The sequence below is a fragment of the Streptomyces sp. NPDC031426 genome (assembly GCF_055581585.1).
Genome location: NZ_JBVIJE010000020.1, coordinates 120,667 through 137,856, shown reverse-complemented (window position 1 = coordinate 137,856; position 17,190 = coordinate 120,667). Strand labels below are relative to the sequence as shown.

Below are 17,190 nucleotides of genomic sequence, written 5' to 3'. Positions count from 1 at the left end.
AGGGGTGCGTAGGGGGAAAAGGCGGGTATGGCAATACCCGAATAACCCGTAGCATCGCCGTGTGATCGCCTCGAAGGATTCTTCGCACATATCAGCGCGGTCGCCGGCCGGATTCGGGTGGCTGCTGGTGGGCGCGGGCGGCACGCTGGGACGCGCGGTGCGGGCGCTGCTGGAGACGGCGGGCGCCGAGACGGTGGCGCTGGGACACGGTGACCTGGACATCACGGACCGGCGCGCCGTCTCGGAAGCCGTCGCCGCACATCGTCCGCACACGGTCGTCAACTGCGCCGCGTGGACGGACGTCGACGCCGCGGAGCGCGACGAGAGCGCCGCCGCCCTGGTCAATGTCACGGGCCCGCGCCACCTCGCCCGGGCCTGCGCCGGCTCCGCTGCCCGGCTGCTGCACGTCTCCACCGACTACGTGTTCGGCGGCGACCCCGAGCACCGGGGCACGCCGTACGCGGAGGACGCGCCACCGCAGCCCCTTACCGCCTACGGGCGTACCAAGCTGGCGGGTGAGCGCGCCGTGCTGGCGGAGCTCCCGCAGGCCACCGTCGTGCGCACCTCCTGGCTGTACGGGCCGGCCGCCGACGGGGACACCCCGCCCGGGGGTCTCCCGATCACCGGCTTCGTGGGCACCATGGCCCGGTTCGCGGCCGAGCCGGCCCGGACCGTCGACGTGGTCGACGACCAGCACGGACAGCCCAGTTGGGCGCCCGACGTCGCCGAAGCCCTGGTCGCCCTCGGCTCGCTGCCCCGGGACCGGACGTGCGGTGTCTTCCACGCCACCGGCGCCGGGCGGACCACCTGGTACGAACTGGCGCAGGAGGTCTTCCGGCTGCTGGGCGCCGACCCGCTGCGGGTACGGCCGATCGGCAGCGACCAACTGGTGTGCCCCGCACGACGGCCGGCCTGGAGCGTGCTCGGCCACGACCGCTGGGCCGAGGCCGGCCTGCCCGCCCCGCGCCCCTGGCGGGCGGCGCTCCACGAGGCGATCACACAGAGCGGGTCACCGGCACAGCACGCGCGTGCCGCGGCGACGGAGGTCGGCTGAACCATGGAACCCCTGTCCATCGAAGGCGCCTGGCGGTACCGCCCGCGCCAGTTCGGAGACCCGCGCGGCACCTTCCTCGAGTGGTTCCGCGGCGACCTGTTTCGCGAGGCCACCGGCCGCGACCTCGACCCGGCCCAGGCCAACTGCTCCGTCTCGCGCCGCGGCGTGCTGCGCGGGGTGCACTACGCCGACGTCCCGCCCGGCCAGGCCAAGTACGTCACCTGCGTGCGCGGCGCGGTGCGCGACGTGGTGGTGGACCTGCGCACCGGCTCACCCACCTTCGGACAGTGGGAGGCCGTCGAACTCGACGACCGCGACCGCGACGCCGTGTTCCTCACCGAGGGCCTCGGCCACGCGTTCCAGGCGCTCACCGACGACGCCACCGTCGTCTACCTGTGCTCCACCGGCTACCAGCCGAGCCGCGAGCACGGCGTCCACCCGCTCGACGCGGACCTCGGGATCCAGTGGCCGGACATCCCACCGGTGCTCTCCGAGAAGGACGCCGCCGCACCCGGGCTCGCCCAGCTGGAGGCCGCCGGCCTACTGCCCTCGTACGAGGAGTGCCGACGCCACCTGCGCTCCCTCCCGCCGCGTCCCGCGGCGCCCACAACCGTCCTGGAGGCCTGAGTGAAGGCGCTCGTCCTGGCCGGGGGGTCCGGCACCCGCCTGCGGCCCCTGACCCACACCTCGGCGAAACAACTCGTCCCGGTCGCCAACAAACCGATCCTCTTCTACGTGCTGGAGGGCATCGCGGAGGCCGGCATCACGGACGTCGGCATCATCGTCGGCGACACCGCGCAGGAGATCCGCGGCGCGGTCGGCGACGGCACGACCTTCGGCATCCGCGTCACCTACATCCCGCAGGACCGCCCGCTGGGCCTGGCGCACGCCGTGCGCACCGCACGCGACTGGCTCGGCGACGACGACTTCGTGATGTACCTGGGGGACAACTTCCTGGTCGGCGGTATCCGCGCGCAACTGGCCGACTTCCGGCGGGCGGGGCCCGACGCGCAGATCATGCTCACCCGGGTCGCTGACCCGTCGGCCTTCGGCGTGGCCGAACTGGACGACGCCGGCCGCGTCATCCGGCTCGAGGAGAAACCGCGGTTCCCCAAGGGAGACCTGGCCCTGGTCGGGGTGTACTTCTTCACCCCCGCCATCCACGACGCGGTCGCCGCGATCCGGCCCTCCGCGCGCGGCGAACTGGAGATCACCGACGCCATCCAGTGGCTCATCGACCACGGCACCGACGTCCGCTCCTCGGTGGTCACCGGCTACTGGAAGGACACCGGCAACGCGGCCGACATGCTGGAGGTCAACCGCTCGGTCCTGGACCGGCTGGACCCGCGTTGCGACGGCACGGTCGACGAGGCCAGCGAGCTCGTCGGCAGGGTGGTCGTGGAAGCCGGCGCCACAGTTGCGCGGTCCCGGATCGTGGGACCGGCGATCATCGGACGGGGCAGCCGCGTCGAGGACTCCTACATCGGCCCGTTCACCTCGGTCGCCGACCACTGCACCATCGCGGACAGCGAGATCGAGTACTCCATCGTCCTGACCGGCGCCGGCATCGACGGCGTACGCCGCATCGAGGCGTCCATGATCGGACGGCACGTCCAGGTCACCCCCGCGCCGCGCGTCCCCCAAGCCCACCGCCTGATCCTCGGCGACCACAGCAAAGTGCAGATCCGTTCATGAGACTTCTGATCACCGGCGCCGCCGGCTTCATCGGCTCCCACCTGGTCCGTACGATCCTCGGGGCCGGCAGACCGCTCGGTGACGACGTGCATGTCACCGCCCTCGACAAACTCACCTACGCGGGCCGCCGGGAGAACCTCGCACCGGTGGCGGACGAACCCGGTTTCGCGTTCGTCCACGGTGACATCACCGACGCGGAGCTGGTGAACCGGGTGATGCCGGAACACGACGCCGTCGTCCACCTGGCTGCCGAGTCGCACGTCGACCGCTCCATCGCGGCGGCCGGGGACTTCGTGACCACCAACGTGCTGGGCACCTCGGTGCTGCTGGAGGCCGCACTGCGGCACGGCGTCGGACCGTTCGTGCACGTGTCGACCGACGAGGTCTACGGCTCGGTGCCCACCGGCGCCTCCCGCGAGGACGATCCCCTGCGGCCCAGCTCCCCCTACGCCGCGTCCAAGGCGTCCAGCGACCTGCTGGCCCTCGCCCACCACCGTACCCACGGCCTCGACGTGCGGGTGACCCGCTGCTCCAACAACTACGGCCCCTACCAGTACCCGGAGAAGGTGATCCCGCTCTTCGTCTCCCGCCTGCTCGGCGGCGGCACGGTCCCGCTGTACGGCGACGGCGAGAACGTGCGCGACTGGCTGCACGTCGACGACCACTGCCGTGCCCTCCTCGCGGTGCTCACCCGCGGCACCCCGGGAGCGGTCTACAACATCGGCGGCGGCACGCAACTGGCGAACCGTCAGCTAACGGAGATCCTGCTGAAGGCGTGCGGTGCGGACTGGGACCGCGTCGAGCCGGTCACCGACCGCAAGGGACACGACCGCCGCTACTGCGTCGACTGGTCGAGGATCCGTGACGACCTCGGCTACCGGCCGATGGTCGACTTCGCCCTCGGGATCACCGAGACGGTCGAGTGGTACCGCAACAACCACAAGGTGTGGACCCCGCTCAGGCAGGGGCTGCCGACTCCATGACCCATTCCATGACCCACGAGAAAACACCCGACGACATCGGGCTCATCAGGATTCTGCAACCGGAGACCCCGAGCAGTTTCCGACTCATCTGCTTTCCGGGCCACACGCGTGCCACCGGGCGCTACCTCGGACTGGCGGAACTGCTGCTGCCCACCGTCGAGGTGCTGCTGATCCAGTACCCCGGCGACTCCGGCGACCTCGGCGACCACAGGCCCGAACCCGTCTGCGACTCCGAGGAAATGGCCTCCAGGATATTCGAGACACTCGCCGGCTTCACCGGCTCCCGGCTCGCGTTCCTCGGGCACCGCGCGGGTGCCCGGCTCGCCTACCGGGTGGCCGAACGGCTGGAGCGGGAGACCGCCGCACTGCTGCAGACCCTGTTCGTCTCCGGCAGCAACGCACCGTGCGTGCACGCACCGCTCGGCCCCCCGACGCTCCGCTGCCGCATCGTGGCACTGGCCGCCGACCGCGATCCCCGCCTCACCCCGGCGGGGGTCCGCGCCTGGCGGCGCTGCACCAGCGGCCGCTTCGACCTGGAGACGCTCTCCGGGGCCCGCGGCTGCCTGGAATCGCACAAACGCGAGGTCGTCAACATCGTGCACGACCAACTCATGTCCCTCTCGCCCTTCGACCCGCCGGAACCGCCGGGACCCGGGGGAGAGCTGCGGCTGCTCGACCCGACCCACCACCCGCGCAACGCAAGGACCATGGACGCCGAGTAGGACAGGGAGCCTACGATGACAGCGAAAATATTCGGTGCCGACTCGGTGCAGACCCTCGACGCTTTCGAGCAGGACGCGCTGCGCGTCGCCAGCGTGATCCGGGACCGCGGCGTCGGCCCCGGAGACCGGGTCATGCTGAAGGCGGGGAACTCCACCGCCTACCTGTCGGTGCTGTTCGCCCTGATGCACGTCGGCGCCTCCATCGTGCTGGTCGACCAGCAGGAGCGCGCCGAGGAAACCCGCCGCATCGCCCTGCGGACCGGTACGAAAGTCGTCTTCGTGGACGACGACGCGCCCGTCGACCGCGAGGCCGATCCGGTGCATCTCTACGAGTTGCTGGTGCCCTCCGCCGGCCTCACCGGCATGGAGGACCGACTCGACTTCGACACCTGGGGCCGCCTGCCCGACGGACTCATCATGTGGACGTCCGGCTCCACCGGCTCCCCCAAGGGCGTCGTCAAGAACGGCGCGAAGTTCCTGCGCAACCTGGAACGCAACGCCGCACAGGTGGGCCACCGCCCCGACGACGTACTGCTGCCGCTGCTGCCCTTCGCGCACCAGTACGGACTGTCGATGGTCCTGATCGCCTGGCTGACCCGCTGCTCACTGGTGATCGCCCCCTACCGGCGGCTCGACCACGCGCTGCGGATGGCCGGGCAGACCGGTACCACCGTCATCGACGCCACGCCGTCGAGCTACCGCAGCATGCTCAACCTGGTCACCCGCAAGCCGGCGCTGCGCACCCACCTGGAGTCGGTGCGGATGTTCTGCGTCGGCGCCGCCCCGCTGGACGCTCCGCTGGTGGCGCGCTACCAGGCCGAGTTCGGCCTGCCGCTGCTGGACAGCTACGGAAGCACCGAACTCGGCAACATCGCCTTCGCCACCCTGGACAACCCGGTCGCCTGCGGCCGGGCCATGGACGGCATCGAGGTGAGGATCGTCGACGAGGCGGGGCTCCCGCTGGCCGCGGGCGAGCCGGGGGAGATCGAGGTCGACACCCCCGACGGCCTGGAGGGCCATCTGGACGAGGACGGAACCGTTGCCCGCGTGCCGTCCGGCTGGCAGGCGACCGGCGACCTCGGCTTCCTCGACGAGCACCGCAACCTGTTCGTCCTGGGCCGCAAGCTCGCCGTGCACCGCAACGGCTACACCCTCTATCCCGAGATGATCGAACGGAAGGCGGAAGCCGCCGACTGCCCGGTGCGGATCGTTCCGCTGCCGGACGAGCGGCGCGGTACCCAGCTGGTGTTCTTCGTGGAGGACGAGGAGGGGCGGGACGCCGCACACTGGCGCGAGGTGCTGGCGGGCCTGCTGCCCGCCTTCGAGCAGCCCAACCGCGTCCTGGTTCTCGACAGCTTCCCGCTCAACCGCAACGGCAAGCCCGACAAGCACCGCCTGGCCGAGCTCGCCCAGCAGTAGGGCAACGTCCCGGCCAGCGGTGCGCCGGCAGCGGATGAGAGCGCCGGTGAGGCCGGCGAGTGCGAGGACGTCTTCGCCGCCGGAGAGCGCGAGGGCGTCCTCGCCGTCGGCGTCCCGCAGTGCGGTGAGACGCGGACGCGCCGCCGGCCGTGAGGCCGGCGGCATCGGCGGCTTCCCGGCGCGCTCGTCGATCGCGGCACGGCCGGCCGGGCTGATCAGCACCGGCCGGCCGCACCATCGCCTCAGGCGTACGGCAGCTCCACGGGAGCGAGCGCCTCGAAGAGGTCACCCGGCCCCGGGTTGGCGGGGTGTGCGGCACCGCCCAGGTGGTGCAGGACTCCCCACACGGCGTTGAGAGCCGTGGTCACCGCACCCTCGGCGAAGCCGGCCGTCCACGAGACGTCGTCCCCGCACAGGAAGAACCCTCGCTGCGCGGGGGTCATGCCCTCCTGCACGAACTGGGTGAACAGCCGCCGCTGGTAGCGGTACTGGCCCGGCAGGTTGGACTTGAACGCGCCCATGAAGTGGGGTTCGGTCTCCCACGTGACGGTGATCGGCTCGCTGATGATGTGCGAGCGGATGTCGGTGTCCGGGTAGATCTCCGACAGGCGCGCCAGCAGCGCCCGCAGCCGCTCCTCCGCGGAGAGGGTGGCGACCTTCAGCGAGTCGTCGTTCCAGGTGTACGACAGGCACATCACGGCCGGCCGGTCGGGGCCCTCCTCGAACAGGTAGACACCGCGCGGCAGCCGGTCGGTGAGCGTCATGCTCATCACGTGCTGCCCGGTCACCGGGTCGACGTCCCGCCAGAACGGGCGGTCCACCAGCACGAACAGCTTGGACGCCCCCATGTAGTGGGTGCGCTCGACCGCCGTCCAGTGCGCGGCCGGCAGCAGCGCCGGGTCGCAGTCGACGCGGTGCAGCAGCGTCCACACGTGCGGGGTGTACACGACCGCCGGGTACTCGCGCTCCTCCTGGCCGGCGTCCCGTACCGCTATGCCGCCCGCGGTGCGCCTCAGCCCGACCGCTCCCGGACGCGGCGACCCGCCGTGCAGGGCCGCCAGGGACGTTCCCGCCGGCCAGTGCACCGGATCGGCGGGAACGTGCTGCCACAGGCCCAGCGGCACCTGCTGGGCGCCACCGTCGATCAGCACCTGGTTGTCGTCCGCCTCGGTGAACACCACGCGGAGGATCTCCAGGAAGGAGTTGGGGAAGTCCGTGTCCCAGCCGCCCGTGCCGAACCCGACCTGGCCGAACGTCTCCCGGTACCGGAACGACTGGAAGGCCGGGGTCGTGGCGAGGAAGCCGTAGAAGGACTGGTCGTCGAATTCGGTGACCAGCCGGTTCCACACGGCTTTCAGGGTCTCCGTGTCCCGCCGCTGGATGGCGTCCCGCACGGTGGACAACTCGGCACGCTCCTGCAGCGCCTTGGCCCAGGCCTCGGCCACCTCCTGGTAGAGCCCGGGCAGTTCGTCCGCGGACCGCACCAGGTGCCGGCTGCCGCCCAGATCGACGACGGTGCTCGGGGTGCACGCGGCCAGCGGGTTGGGGAAGGGACGGGTGGCGAGACCGAGCATGCCGACGTAGTGGAACAGCGACCGGGCCGACAGCGGGAAGCGCATGGCGCCCATCTCGGCCACGTACCGCGGATCCTCCGGGAAGGGCACCGAACGCATCCTGCCGCCCAGTTGCCCGGTCTCGTACACCACGGGCCGCAGCCCGAGCCGCATCAGCTCGTACGCCGCCGTCATCCCGGCCATGCCACCTCCGACGACCGCGACTTCGGTGCCTCGCAGTGCTTCGGGGAGCACACCCAGCCCGGCCGGATGGCTCAACCAGCGGTCGTAGGAGAAGGGGAAGTCCGGCACCAGCATGGTGGTCGGGGAGGGGCCGGCAGTCGACATGGTGGAAAAACCTCTCGGCCGTGTCGGCAACGGGGCCGCGGAATCGCAGATCGCCCCGGCGCTCTCACGCTAGGGAGGGCCGCTCCGGGCGGACAACCCCTACCGACCCCGGGCCGCCCTCTCCGGGGCCGCCGCGGCGACTTCAGGGCGCGGCCGCCAGCACGATCGCCGTGACCAGCAGCCCGCGCCGGGCCGCCCAGCGTCCCGAGAAGGCCCCCACATGTTGCCCCGCGGCGTTGCGTGCCGGGCGCAGGATCCGCGCGTGGAAGGCACCGTGAGCGCCCTGTTCCGGCCCCGCCCCCGCGGTCCCGGAGAAGATGATCTCCGCGTCGCCGAAGTCCAGTTCGCTGCGCATCATCGGGAACCACGCCTTGTACACGCACTCCTTGGCGCTGAACAGCAGCCGGTCCCGGTGCACCGGGACCGGCGACGCAGTCCGCGCCCAGGCCAGTTCCCGGGGCAGCGCGATGGACTCCAGCACCCCTTGCCGCAGCGGCCCGTCGGGCTCCGCGTCGATGCCGACGGCGGTCACGTCCGACGCCCGGGCCAGCGCGGCGGCGCGGTAGCCGTCGCAGTGCGTCATGCTGCCCACCACCCCGGCGGGCCACTGCGGGATGTTGCGCACCCCGGGCAGCACCGGCGCCGGGGGCAGGCCCAGACCGGCCAGCGCCTGCCGGGCACACGCCCGTACGGTGGCGAACTCCCGGCGCCTGCGTTCGACCGCATGCCCCAGCACCCGGCGCTCCTCGGGAAACAGCGCCTCCTCGTCCCGGTCCTCGAACGCCTCGGAGCACACGACCGTCCCCGGCATCAGCTCGCCGATCACACGCTCTCCCGCTGCCCGACACCGTCCGCGCCGCTTCCGGCGGGGGCGGGAGGATGCGGCAGGATCCGCCGCAGCAGCCCCCGCGGATGTCCCCGGCGCCGCCACTCACGCGGGTAGCCGACCGAGACCTCCTCGTGCCGCACCCCGTCGTGCCAGGTCGTCCGGGGGATGTGCAGATGGCCGTAGACCACCGCCGCGGTGCGGAACCTGCGGTGCCAGTCCGCCGTCCGCACGGTGCCGCACCACTGGGCGAACTCCGGGTACCACAGCACCTCGGTGGGCTCGCGCAGCAGCGGATAGTGATTGACCAGCACCAGCGGCACGGACGGATCGTGCGCCGCGAGCCGCCGTTCGGTGGCCTCGACCCGGGCGGCGCACCACGCCTCCCGGGTGGGGTAGGGGTCCGGATGCAGCAGGTACTCGTCGCTGCACACCACCCCCGTGGCGTGCGCCCGGGCCAGCGACTCCTCCTTGGTGGCGGCGCCCGGCGCCCGGAAGGAGTAGTCGTAGAGCAGGAACAGCGGGGCCACCGCGACCGGCCCGTCCTCCCCTTCCCACACCGGGTACGGGTCCTCCGGGGTGACCACGCCGAGGCCCCGGCACATCTCCACCAGGTACCGGTACCGCCGCTCGCCGCGCAGCTGGACGGGGTCCTCGCGCGGTGTCCACAGCTCGTGGTTGCCCGGAGCCCACACCACCTTCGCGAACCGCTGCGACAGCAGCCGCAGCGCCCACTCGATGTCCGTGGTCAGCTCGCCCACGTCTCCGGCGACCAGGAGCCAGTCACCGTCCGAGCCCGGCCGCAGCGACTCGGTGATGGGCCGGTTGTCCGCCATACCGATGTGCAGATCGCTCACGGCGAGCAACTGCCCGCCGGATCTCGCCGGCTCGGCGGGCTGCGCCGGTGTGTCATGCGCTGTGTGCGACATCGCTGTCCAAACTGACCGGGAGGTCCTGTCGGTGACTGATGTTCATCTTGCGGTAGACCCGGGTGAGGTGTTGTTCGACCGTGCTGACCGTGATGAACAGCTTCGCGGCGATCTCCCGGTTGGTGTGGCCGTAGACGGCCAGCGCCGCGACCCGCCGCTCGGCGTCGGTCAGGGAGGCCAGCGCCGCGGCGTCCGGCCGCACCGCGTCCGCGCCGTCCCGCCCGGTCTCCGGCGCGGCGCCGCGCCCCGGCTCCGGCTGCAGGGAGCGGCTCAGCTCCTCGGCGCCGCACGAGTCGGCCGACTCCCTTGCTTTGCGGGCCAGTTGCCTGCCCTGCGCGGTATTGCCGACCCGCCGGTGCGCCTGACCCAGATCGGCGAGGGCGCGAGCGCTCTCGTAGCGGTCCCCGGACTCCCGCAGCGCGGTCAGGGCCCGGCCGAGCAGCCCGATGCGCTCCCAGGGCGGCCGGGTGGCGGCCAGGATCCGCAGCGCCGGGCCGCGGGCGGCCGGCTGTCCGGGCCGGTTCAGTTGCTCCTTGGCCAGGGCGGCGGCCTTGGTGTGGTCGCCCAGGGCCAGCCAGGTCTCGGCCGCGCCCAGCCGCCAGGGCGCGAGGGAGGCGGTGTCCATCCGCCAGGCGGTCATCCGCTCGCCACAGGCCAGGAAGTCGGCGAGGGCGGCGTCGTGGCGGCCGGTGGCCAGCTGGTGACGGCCGCGCGCGTACAGGTAGTGCACCCCGTACCGGGTGGCGAACATGGTCGACGCCATCGGGGTCTCGAGCAGCTCGGCCGCGCGGTTGTGGTGGCCCATCGCGGTCCTGGCCTCCACCAGCGTGCCCAGCGGCATGCCGACGGCCACCCCCCATGCGTGGGCCGGCAGCTGCTCCAGCGCGCGCTCGACGAGCTCCGCGGCCTCGCTCAACCGGCCCTGGCGCAACGAGATCTGACCGCGCATCGCGTTGAGCGCCGTCTGCCAGCCCGGGAAGGACCGGCCCTCCGCCCCGGCCAGGAACCGCTGGCACCATCGCCTGGCCTGCTCCAGCCGGTCGGCGTACACCAGCGCCAGCAGTGCCACCCGAACCTGGTCGAATCCCTGCTCCGTCGGCTGGTTCGCCTCGAGGAGCCGGTCCGCCTCGGCGGTCGCGGACTCGTCCCACTCCTGGTAGAGCGCGGCGCGCAGCAGGCGGAACGACCGCAGTGAGTCGCTGCCGGCCGTGTCCGCCGGCGAACGCTGTGCGCCGTCCAGTCGTTGCAACAACTCCCGGATCGCCCCGAGGGCGTCGGGATAAGTGGTGGCCAGCATCATCTGGACGGTCCGCACCTGGGTGTCGAGGACCGGGTCGGGCCTGCCCGACATGGCCTCGTCGACCTGGCGGATCAGTGCCGCGGCATCGTCCGTGCGCCCGTTCCACAGCAGCCCCACCGCGAGGCGCAGCGTCTGGGCGGGCGCCAGCAGGCCGGCCCGGGCCGGCTCGGTCAGCGACTGCATCCAGGGGCCGGACGCCGAGGGCTTGAGCCGCCAGATGAGCTGGGCCAGGTCCGCCTGGATCGTGAGCCGCTCCTGCTCGTCGGTGCTGCAGCGTTCGGCTGCCTGCAGGCACTGCGTGGCGAGGGCGGTGTCGTCCTCGTCGAGCGCCTGCCGCGTCGCCTCCCGCAGGACCGCGACCGCCCATGCCTCGTGGGGCACGGCCGACTCGTGCGCGATCAGCTGGCGGGCCGTCTCCAGCGCCGGGGCCCCGTTCTCGTGGAGCCACCGCGCGGCGTCCGAACGGAACCGGCCGGCCTGCTCCGCGGGTACGTTCTGCAGCACGGCACGTCGGGCGGCCTCGTGCCGGAAGCCGGTGCCGTCCAGGATGCCCGCCCGGGTGAGGGAGACCAGGCATCCGCGGACCGCCGGCTCCTCGAGCGAGGTCAACGCGCACAACAGCCGCACTCGTTCGGCACCGCCCAGCACGGCGACGGCCCGGGCGACCCGCACCCCCGCCGCACCATGACGGTGCACACAGGCCAGCGTGGCCTGCCGGAACATCTCACCGGTCTCGGGGGCCGCCCCGTCCCGGACCGCGGAGGCGCCCGAGGTGCGGGGGCGGCCCGAGGCGTCGTCCAGCAGCGCGTGCACCAGCAGGGGACTGCCGCCGGTCGCGGCATGCCATGCGGGCGCGAACCGCGCGGCGTGCGCCGTATCGTACGTCCCGGCCAGCAGGCCCTCGACGCCCGTCACCGTCAGCGGGCCGAGCCGGACGTCGCATACCTCGGCCCGGTGCGGGAGTTCCGCGAGCGCGGCGGGCATCGCGGCCTCCGGGGAGCCCAGCGCGACCAGCAGCGAGAACGTTTCGGCAGGCATCAGCTCCCAGGTGTGCGTCAGGCAGGCCAGCGACTCCGGGTCCGCGAACTGCACGTCGTCGATGACGATGAGCACCGGCCCGGCCGACGCCGCCCGGGCCAGCCGCTGCCGGAACGCCGGGTGGAGGGCGTGGTGGCGGGCCGCCTCGGTCCGAGCTGCCACCGGCTGCGGTGGCGAACCCTGTGCGGCGGCCGCCGGGTGGCCCGACGGCGCCGGCGGAAGCCCATGGATCAGCTGCTCCACGACCGCGTAGGGAAAGGCCTGTTCATCAGGGGCCCCGACCGCGCTCAGCAGACGCGCACCGCGGGACGTGACGTGTTCCGCCACACGGTGCAGCAAGGCGGTCTTCCCCGATCCGACGGCGCCGGCGACGACGCCGACCCGGCCCCGGCCGTGCGCCTCACCAGCGAGGAACCGGGTGAGTCTCGCGGTCTCCTTATCCCGTTCCAGCAACATCGTCAATTCCTTCCCGTTAATTGCGCGCAAAGAATTGAGGTAGCTCCCGAGAGATGTCGCCGGGCACTGGTCCGCTACCGATCAGTAGAAAGGCTCGTAGACATCGAAGGGTGGTGTGCGGTGGGTCCGAATGATCGTCAGTAAGAATGCTTGCACCTCATGTGTCTTCACCCGGGCGAAGCGGATGACCGCGGCTGCCCGGCACTTCCCCATGGGCCTCGAAGTCGACGTCAATGTCCGGAAAGCACTGGTCAGTTGCTTTTACGGTGGGACGGTTACGTCGGTTCCGAACCTCTGCGCGAGGCCCGCGGTGGTGACTCTAGCAACGACTGGGCCCCGTGAAGAAAATCCTCCTGGCGGTGACGGCGTGTTATGTAAGAGGATATTCACAAACTGTGACGTCCTGTGTTCCGCGGCGGCCCGCTCGCCGGTCGCCGCTCCTCCGGGCGGCGCGGCGACGATTAGGGGTTGCCGGCGAAGGTTAGGGGGAGTTGCAGGTGGAACCGTCGGCGGGTACGGGATTCAATCATCGAGCGCGAGCCCGCCGGGGCCGCGGACCATGATGTCGCCCGGACTGCTGCCGGGCCCGGGGTGGAGCTGGTTCAATGACGACGACAGAGGCGACGCAGTCGACGGCGGCCCCGAAGACCGCCGCCGGCGATGCCCGCGGCCGGGTCGCCGAGCTGCACGCGATTCGTGCCCAGGCCGTGGCCGGCCCCAGCGAGAAGGCGACCGAGGCGCAGCACGCCAAGGGCAAGCTGACGGCGCGGGAGCGGATCGAGCTGCTCCTGGACCCGGGGTCCTTCCAGGAGGTCGAGCAGCTGCGCCGGCACCGGGCGACCGGCTTCGGCCTTGAGGCGAAGAAGCCGTACACCGACGGTGTCATCACCGGCTGGGGCACGGTGGAGGGCCGTACGGTCTTCGTCTACGCGCATGACTTCCGGATCTTCGGCGGCGCGCTGGGCGAGGCCCACGCCACCAAGATCCACAAGATCATGGACATGGCCATCGCCGCCGGCGCGCCCCTCGTGTCGCTGAACGACGGCGCCGGCGCCCGCATCCAGGAGGGCGTCAGCGCCCTGGCCGGCTACGGCGGCATCTTCCAGCGCAACACCAAGGCGTCGGGTGTCATCCCGCAGATCTCGGTGATGCTCGGCCCGTGCGCGGGCGGCGCGGCGTACAGCCCCGCCCTGACGGACTTCGTGTTCATGGTCCGTGAGACCTCGCAGATGTTCATCACGGGCCCGGACGTGGTCAAGGCGGTCACGGGTGAGGAGATCACCCAGAACGGGCTCGGCGGCGCCGACGTCCACGCCGAGACCTCCGGCGTCTGCCACTTCGCGTACGACGACGAGGAGACCTGCATCGCCGAGGTGCGGTACCTCCTCTCGCTCCTGCCGCAGAACAACCGCGAGATGCCACCGGACGTAGCCGGTGACGACCCCGCCGACCGCCGCTCCGACGTCCTGCTGAAGCTCGTGCCGGTGGACGGCAGCCGGCCGTACGACATGCGCGAGGTCATCCAGGAGATCGCCGACGACGGCGAGTTCATGGAGGTCCACGAACGCTGGGCGGCCAACGTCATCGTCGCCCTGGCCCGCCTCGACGGTCAGGTCGTCGGTGTCGTCGCCAACCAGCCCCGGGTGCTGGCGGGCGTCCTGGACATCGAGGCGTCCGAGAAGGCGGCCCGCTTCGTCCAGATGTGCGATGCCTTCAACATCCCGCTGATCACGCTGCTGGACGTACCGGGGTTCCTCCCGGGCGTCGATCAGGAGCACAACGGCATCATCCGGCACGGTGCCAAGCTGCTGTACGCGTACTGCAACGCGACGGTGCCGAGGATCTCGCTGATCCTGCGCAAGGCGTACGGAGGTGCCTACATCGTCATGGACTCCCAGTCCATCGGCGCGGACCTGACCTATGCCTGGCCGACCAACGAGATCGCCGTGATGGGTGCGGAAGGCGCGGCGAACGTCGTCTTCCGCCGCCAGATCGCCGAGGCCGAAGACCCCGAGGCCATGCGCGAGCGCATGGTCAAGGAGTACAAGGCCGAGCTGATGCACCCCTATTACGCGGCGGAACGCGGTCTGGTCGACGACGTCATCGACCCCGCCGACACCCGCGAGGTGCTGATTCGTGCTCTCGCCGTGCTGCGCACGAAGCACGCCGACCTGCCGGCCCGCAAGCACGGCAACCCCCCGATCTGACGGCGCACTTCGTAGCCGGCCCCGCCCAGGCCCGCCACCGCACCGACCACCCCGAGAAAGGCCCTGGACCCACCATGAACGCCCACCCCAACGGCATCGTCCCGCCGCGCGGCCCGGAGGAGTCCGACCGGACCCTCCACTACGCCGGTCCGGCGACCTTCGGCCGAGTGCCCCGGCTGGACGAGGTCGACAACACCGACATCGCCGTGGTCGGCGTACCGTACGACTCGGGCGTCTCCTACCGGCCCGGGGCCCGCTTCGGCGGCAACGCCATCCGCGAGGCGTCGCGCCAGCTGCGCCCGTACAATCCGGCCCAGCAGGTCTACCCGTTCCACTTCGCCCAGGTGGCGGACGCCGGAGACATCACCGCCAACCCGTACAACGTCGAGGAGGCGGTGGAGACCATCGAGGCCGCCGCGGACGAACTGCTCGGCACCGGCGCGCGGTTGATGACGCTGGGCGGCGACCACACCATCGCCCTGCCCCTGCTGCGTGCCGTGGCGCGCCGGCACGGTCCCGTGGCTCTGCTGCACTTCGACGCCCACCTGGACACCTGGGACTCCATCTTCGGCGTGCAGTACGCCCACGGCACGCCGTTCCGCCGCGCGGTCGAAGAGGGCATCCTCGACACCTCGGCCCTGTCCCACGTGGGCATCCGAGGGCCGATCTACCACCAGGACGACCTGGCCGAGGACGCCAAGCTGGGCTTCGGCATCGTGAGCTCCGCGGACGTGATGCGACGCGGCGTCGACGAGGTGGTCCAGCAGCTGCGCGAGCGCGTCGGCGAACGCCCGCTCTACATCTCCGTCGACATCGACGTCCTCGATCCCTCGCACGCCCCGGGAACCGGCACCCCGGAGGCCGGCGGTCTCACCTCACGCGAACTGCTCGAGATCATCCGCGGTCTGTCCGACTGCCGCCTGGTCTCCGCCGACCTCGTCGAGGTTGCCCCCGCCTACGACCACGCCGAGATCACCTCCGTCGCCGCCTCCCACGTCGCCTACGAACTCGTCACGATCATGTCCCGTCAGATGGGTCCGGCCCGCTGGGGGGCCAAGTAACACCCGCCGAAGACGGCTCCGGCACTCCTCCCGGCTGTCACGCTTGGGTACTAGGCTCATGAATGCGAGACAGATGGGCGAGGGGACCTTCGAGGCTGCTGAGAGAGGTCGCTGCAACCCGCTACGTCGCACTTCTCCGCTCCGGTGGCTCCGTCCCCGGCGTCGTCGAGGCCGACGACCTCGGCACGTACGTCGTGGAATTCACCGGTTGGTGGCACTGACCTGCGGCAATGTGGTGGCACCCCAGGTTGTCCTGCGCAGAGGCCCTCATCGGCTCCACCCACACCTCGTTCACCGACCTGGAAACACTGCTACCCCAAGCCGCGCCCGCCCTCGGGTTGACGCCCAGTCAGGTGACGCAAGCAATCGGCACCCTCGACCCGAACCGCGCCATCCACACGCAACGCGACTACGTACGAGCCTTCTTCGACCTCCATCTAGGCCACCTCGACAACCACCTGCTCCAGCACCCCTCACCCCGCTACCCACAGATCAGGTTTGTCCGGTGAGGTCCCCGCCATCCCTGCACCACGGTCACCCCTGCAAGCCTGCGGTGGTCCCGAGCCCAGGGTCAGTCGGCGACGGTGAGGACGACCTTGCCGCGGGTGCGGCCGGCCTCGACGCGGGCGTGCGCCGCGCCGGCCTGCTCCAGCGGGAACGTTTCCTCCACCTCGACGGCGACCTCGCCGGCGTCGATCAGGCCTGCGATCGTGGTCAGCCCCGCGCCGTCCGGCTCGACCAGGTACGGGGTGACCCGCACGCCTGCCGCCTCGGCGGCCTGGGCCAGTTCTGGGGAGACACCGGCCGGGACGGCGACCAGCAGGCCGCCCAGGCGAAGGACCTTGAGCGAGCGGGTGCTGGTCTGGTCGTGGGCGTCGCCCACCAGGTCGATGACGACGTCGATGTCCTTGGTGGCGTCCTCGAAGCGGGTGGTGGTGTAGTCGATGGTCTCGTCGGCGCCGAGCTCCTTGAGCCAGGGGTGGCGAGCGGCGCTGGCGGTGGCGATCACGTGGGCGCCCAGGTGCCGGGCGAACTGGACCGCGAAGTGGCCCACCCCGCCGGCGGCGGCCGTGATCAGGACGCGCTGGCCGGCCTGCACGTGGGCGGTGTCGACCACGGTCTGCCAGGCGGTCAGCGCCGCCAGCGGCACGGCGGCCGCGTGCACGTGGTCCAGGGTGGCCGGCTTGCGGGCCCACTGGCGGGCCGGGGCGGTCACGTACTCGGCGTAGCCGCCGGCGGCGCGCGGGAACCACGGCATGCCGTACACCTCGTCGCCGGGCGCGAGCGTGGTGACGCCGAAGCCGACCTCCTCGACGACACCGGAGACGTCCCAGCCCAGGATCAGCGGGAAGGTCTGCAGCCCCGCCATGCCCTGACCCTCGCGGGTCTTCCAGTCCACCGGGTTGACGCCGGCGGCGTGCACTCGCACCAGCACCTCGGTCGGCAGCGGCTCGGGGCGCACGACCTCCTCGACGGTCAGCACCTCCGGCCCGCCGAACTCCGTGACGGTGACAGCCCGCATGGTGTGCTCACTCATTTTGCCCTCGCTCATGTCCGTGTCATTTCTTTTGCCGGGACCGCGGTCCCGGCAAAAGAAAC

Annotated in this window: 14 protein-coding genes and 1 pseudogene; 10 read left to right on the top strand and 5 right to left on the bottom strand. The window is 71.6% G+C overall.

Features of this window, described 5'->3' with window-relative positions; translation table 11 throughout:
- Positions 1-61: 61 nt before the first annotated feature.
- Genes rfbD through ACZ5NH_RS32525 form a run of 6 tightly spaced genes read left to right on the top strand, consistent with a single transcriptional unit; the run spans position 62 to position 5,873 of the window.
- Positions 62-1,054: a dTDP-4-dehydrorhamnose reductase gene (gene rfbD, locus ACZ5NH_RS32550; protein WP_468780342.1), complete on the top strand. Its 993-nt coding sequence runs from the start codon at positions 62-64 to the stop codon at positions 1,052-1,054.
- A gap of 3 nt (positions 1,055-1,057) precedes the next feature.
- Positions 1,058-1,681, top strand: a complete 624-nt coding sequence (locus ACZ5NH_RS32545; protein ID WP_388635476.1) for a dTDP-4-dehydrorhamnose 3,5-epimerase family protein — start codon at positions 1,058-1,060, stop codon at positions 1,679-1,681.
- Entirely contained in the window at positions 1,682-2,749 is a 1,068-nt protein-coding gene (locus ACZ5NH_RS32540) for a glucose-1-phosphate thymidylyltransferase (protein ID WP_388635474.1), read from the top strand.
- A complete protein-coding gene (gene rfbB, locus ACZ5NH_RS32535; RefSeq protein WP_468780340.1) occupies positions 2,746-3,732 on the top strand; it encodes a dTDP-glucose 4,6-dehydratase in 987 nt (328 codons plus the stop codon). The genes ACZ5NH_RS32540 and rfbB overlap by 4 nt, the downstream gene beginning before the upstream one ends.
- A gap of 8 nt (positions 3,733-3,740) precedes the next feature.
- On the top strand, positions 3,741-4,454 hold the full coding sequence (locus ACZ5NH_RS32530) for a thioesterase II family protein (protein WP_388635470.1): 714 nt from the start codon (positions 3,741-3,743) through the stop codon (positions 4,452-4,454).
- A 15-nt stretch (positions 4,455-4,469) separates the two neighbouring features.
- Positions 4,470-5,873 carry a class I adenylate-forming enzyme family protein gene (locus tag ACZ5NH_RS32525; RefSeq protein ID WP_468780338.1) on the top strand — a complete coding sequence of 468 codons (1,404 nt, stop codon included), beginning with the start codon at positions 4,470-4,472 and terminating at the stop codon, positions 5,871-5,873.
- 242 nt (positions 5,874-6,115) lie between these two features.
- Here the strand turns inward: ACZ5NH_RS32525 and ACZ5NH_RS32520 are convergent, their stop codons facing one another.
- From ACZ5NH_RS32520 to ACZ5NH_RS32505, 4 genes are all read right to left on the bottom strand, one after another.
- Complete coding sequence (locus ACZ5NH_RS32520) at positions 6,116-7,774, bottom strand: flavin monoamine oxidase family protein (RefSeq protein WP_468780336.1); 1,659 nt, start codon at positions 7,772-7,774, stop codon at positions 6,116-6,118.
- A gap of 142 nt (positions 7,775-7,916) precedes the next feature.
- Positions 7,917-8,600, bottom strand: a complete 684-nt coding sequence (locus tag ACZ5NH_RS32515) for a 4'-phosphopantetheinyl transferase family protein (protein ID WP_468780334.1) — start codon at positions 8,598-8,600, stop codon at positions 7,917-7,919.
- Entirely contained in the window at positions 8,597-9,529 is a 933-nt protein-coding gene (locus ACZ5NH_RS32510) for a metallophosphoesterase family protein (protein ID WP_468780332.1), read from the bottom strand. Before ACZ5NH_RS32510 ends, ACZ5NH_RS32515 begins: the two co-directional genes overlap by 4 nt.
- On the bottom strand, positions 9,510-12,323 hold the full coding sequence (locus ACZ5NH_RS32505) for a helix-turn-helix transcriptional regulator (RefSeq protein ID WP_468780330.1): 2,814 nt from the start codon (positions 12,321-12,323) through the stop codon (positions 9,510-9,512). The genes ACZ5NH_RS32510 and ACZ5NH_RS32505 overlap by 20 nt, the downstream gene beginning before the upstream one ends.
- 605 nt (positions 12,324-12,928) lie before the next feature.
- Between ACZ5NH_RS32505 and ACZ5NH_RS32500 the strand changes: the two genes are divergently transcribed.
- The 4 genes and pseudogenes from ACZ5NH_RS32500 to ACZ5NH_RS32485 all read left to right on the top strand — a co-directional run bounded on the left by ACZ5NH_RS32500 (position 12,929) and on the right by ACZ5NH_RS32485 (position 16,100).
- Complete coding sequence (locus tag ACZ5NH_RS32500; protein ID WP_468780328.1) at positions 12,929-14,530, top strand: acyl-CoA carboxylase subunit beta; 1,602 nt, start codon at positions 12,929-12,931, stop codon at positions 14,528-14,530.
- A 74-nt stretch (positions 14,531-14,604) separates the two neighbouring features.
- On the top strand, positions 14,605-15,591 hold the full coding sequence (gene speB / locus ACZ5NH_RS32495; RefSeq protein WP_388635456.1) for an agmatinase: 987 nt from the start codon (positions 14,605-14,607) through the stop codon (positions 15,589-15,591).
- Between the two features lie 95 nt (positions 15,592-15,686).
- Positions 15,687-15,800, top strand: a pseudogene (locus tag ACZ5NH_RS32490) (HipA family kinase); the annotation flags it as partial.
- A 39-nt stretch (positions 15,801-15,839) separates the two neighbouring features.
- Positions 15,840-16,100, top strand: a complete 261-nt coding sequence (locus ACZ5NH_RS32485) for a hypothetical protein (RefSeq protein WP_468780325.1) — start codon at positions 15,840-15,842, stop codon at positions 16,098-16,100.
- A gap of 62 nt (positions 16,101-16,162) precedes the next feature.
- Here ACZ5NH_RS32485 and ACZ5NH_RS32480 read toward each other — a convergent pair whose 3' ends face one another.
- Positions 16,163-17,128 carry an NADP-dependent oxidoreductase gene (locus ACZ5NH_RS32480; RefSeq protein WP_468780363.1) on the bottom strand — a complete coding sequence of 322 codons (966 nt, stop codon included), beginning with the start codon at positions 17,126-17,128 and terminating at the stop codon, positions 16,163-16,165.
- Between the last annotated feature and the right edge of the window lie 62 nt (positions 17,129-17,190).

Excerpts from the sequence above, each read along its gene's own strand:
- ACZ5NH_RS32510 (WP_468780332.1), bottom strand. The coding sequence starts at position 9,529 with ATGTCGCACACAGCGCATGACACACCGGCGCAGCCCGCCGAGCCGGCG.
- ACZ5NH_RS32545 (WP_388635476.1), top strand. The coding sequence starts at position 1,058 with ATGGAACCCCTGTCCATCGAAGGCGCCTGGCGGTACCGCCCGCGCCAG.
- speB (WP_388635456.1), top strand. The coding sequence starts at position 14,605 with ATGAACGCCCACCCCAACGGCATCGTCCCGCCGCGCGGCCCGGAGGAG.
- ACZ5NH_RS32505 (WP_468780330.1), bottom strand. The coding sequence starts at position 12,323 with ATGTTGCTGGAACGGGATAAGGAGACCGCGAGACTCACCCGGTTCCTC.
- ACZ5NH_RS32525 (WP_468780338.1), top strand. The coding sequence starts at position 4,470 with ATGACAGCGAAAATATTCGGTGCCGACTCGGTGCAGACCCTCGACGCT.
- ACZ5NH_RS32520 (WP_468780336.1), bottom strand. The coding sequence starts at position 7,774 with ATGTCGACTGCCGGCCCCTCCCCGACCACCATGCTGGTGCCGGACTTC.
- ACZ5NH_RS32500 (WP_468780328.1), top strand. The coding sequence starts at position 12,929 with ATGACGACGACAGAGGCGACGCAGTCGACGGCGGCCCCGAAGACCGCC.
- ACZ5NH_RS32480 (WP_468780363.1), bottom strand. The coding sequence starts at position 17,128 with ATGAGTGAGCACACCATGCGGGCTGTCACCGTCACGGAGTTCGGCGGG.
- rfbB (WP_468780340.1), top strand. The coding sequence starts at position 2,746 with ATGAGACTTCTGATCACCGGCGCCGCCGGCTTCATCGGCTCCCACCTG.
- ACZ5NH_RS32530 (WP_388635470.1), top strand. The coding sequence starts at position 3,741 with ATGACCCACGAGAAAACACCCGACGACATCGGGCTCATCAGGATTCTG.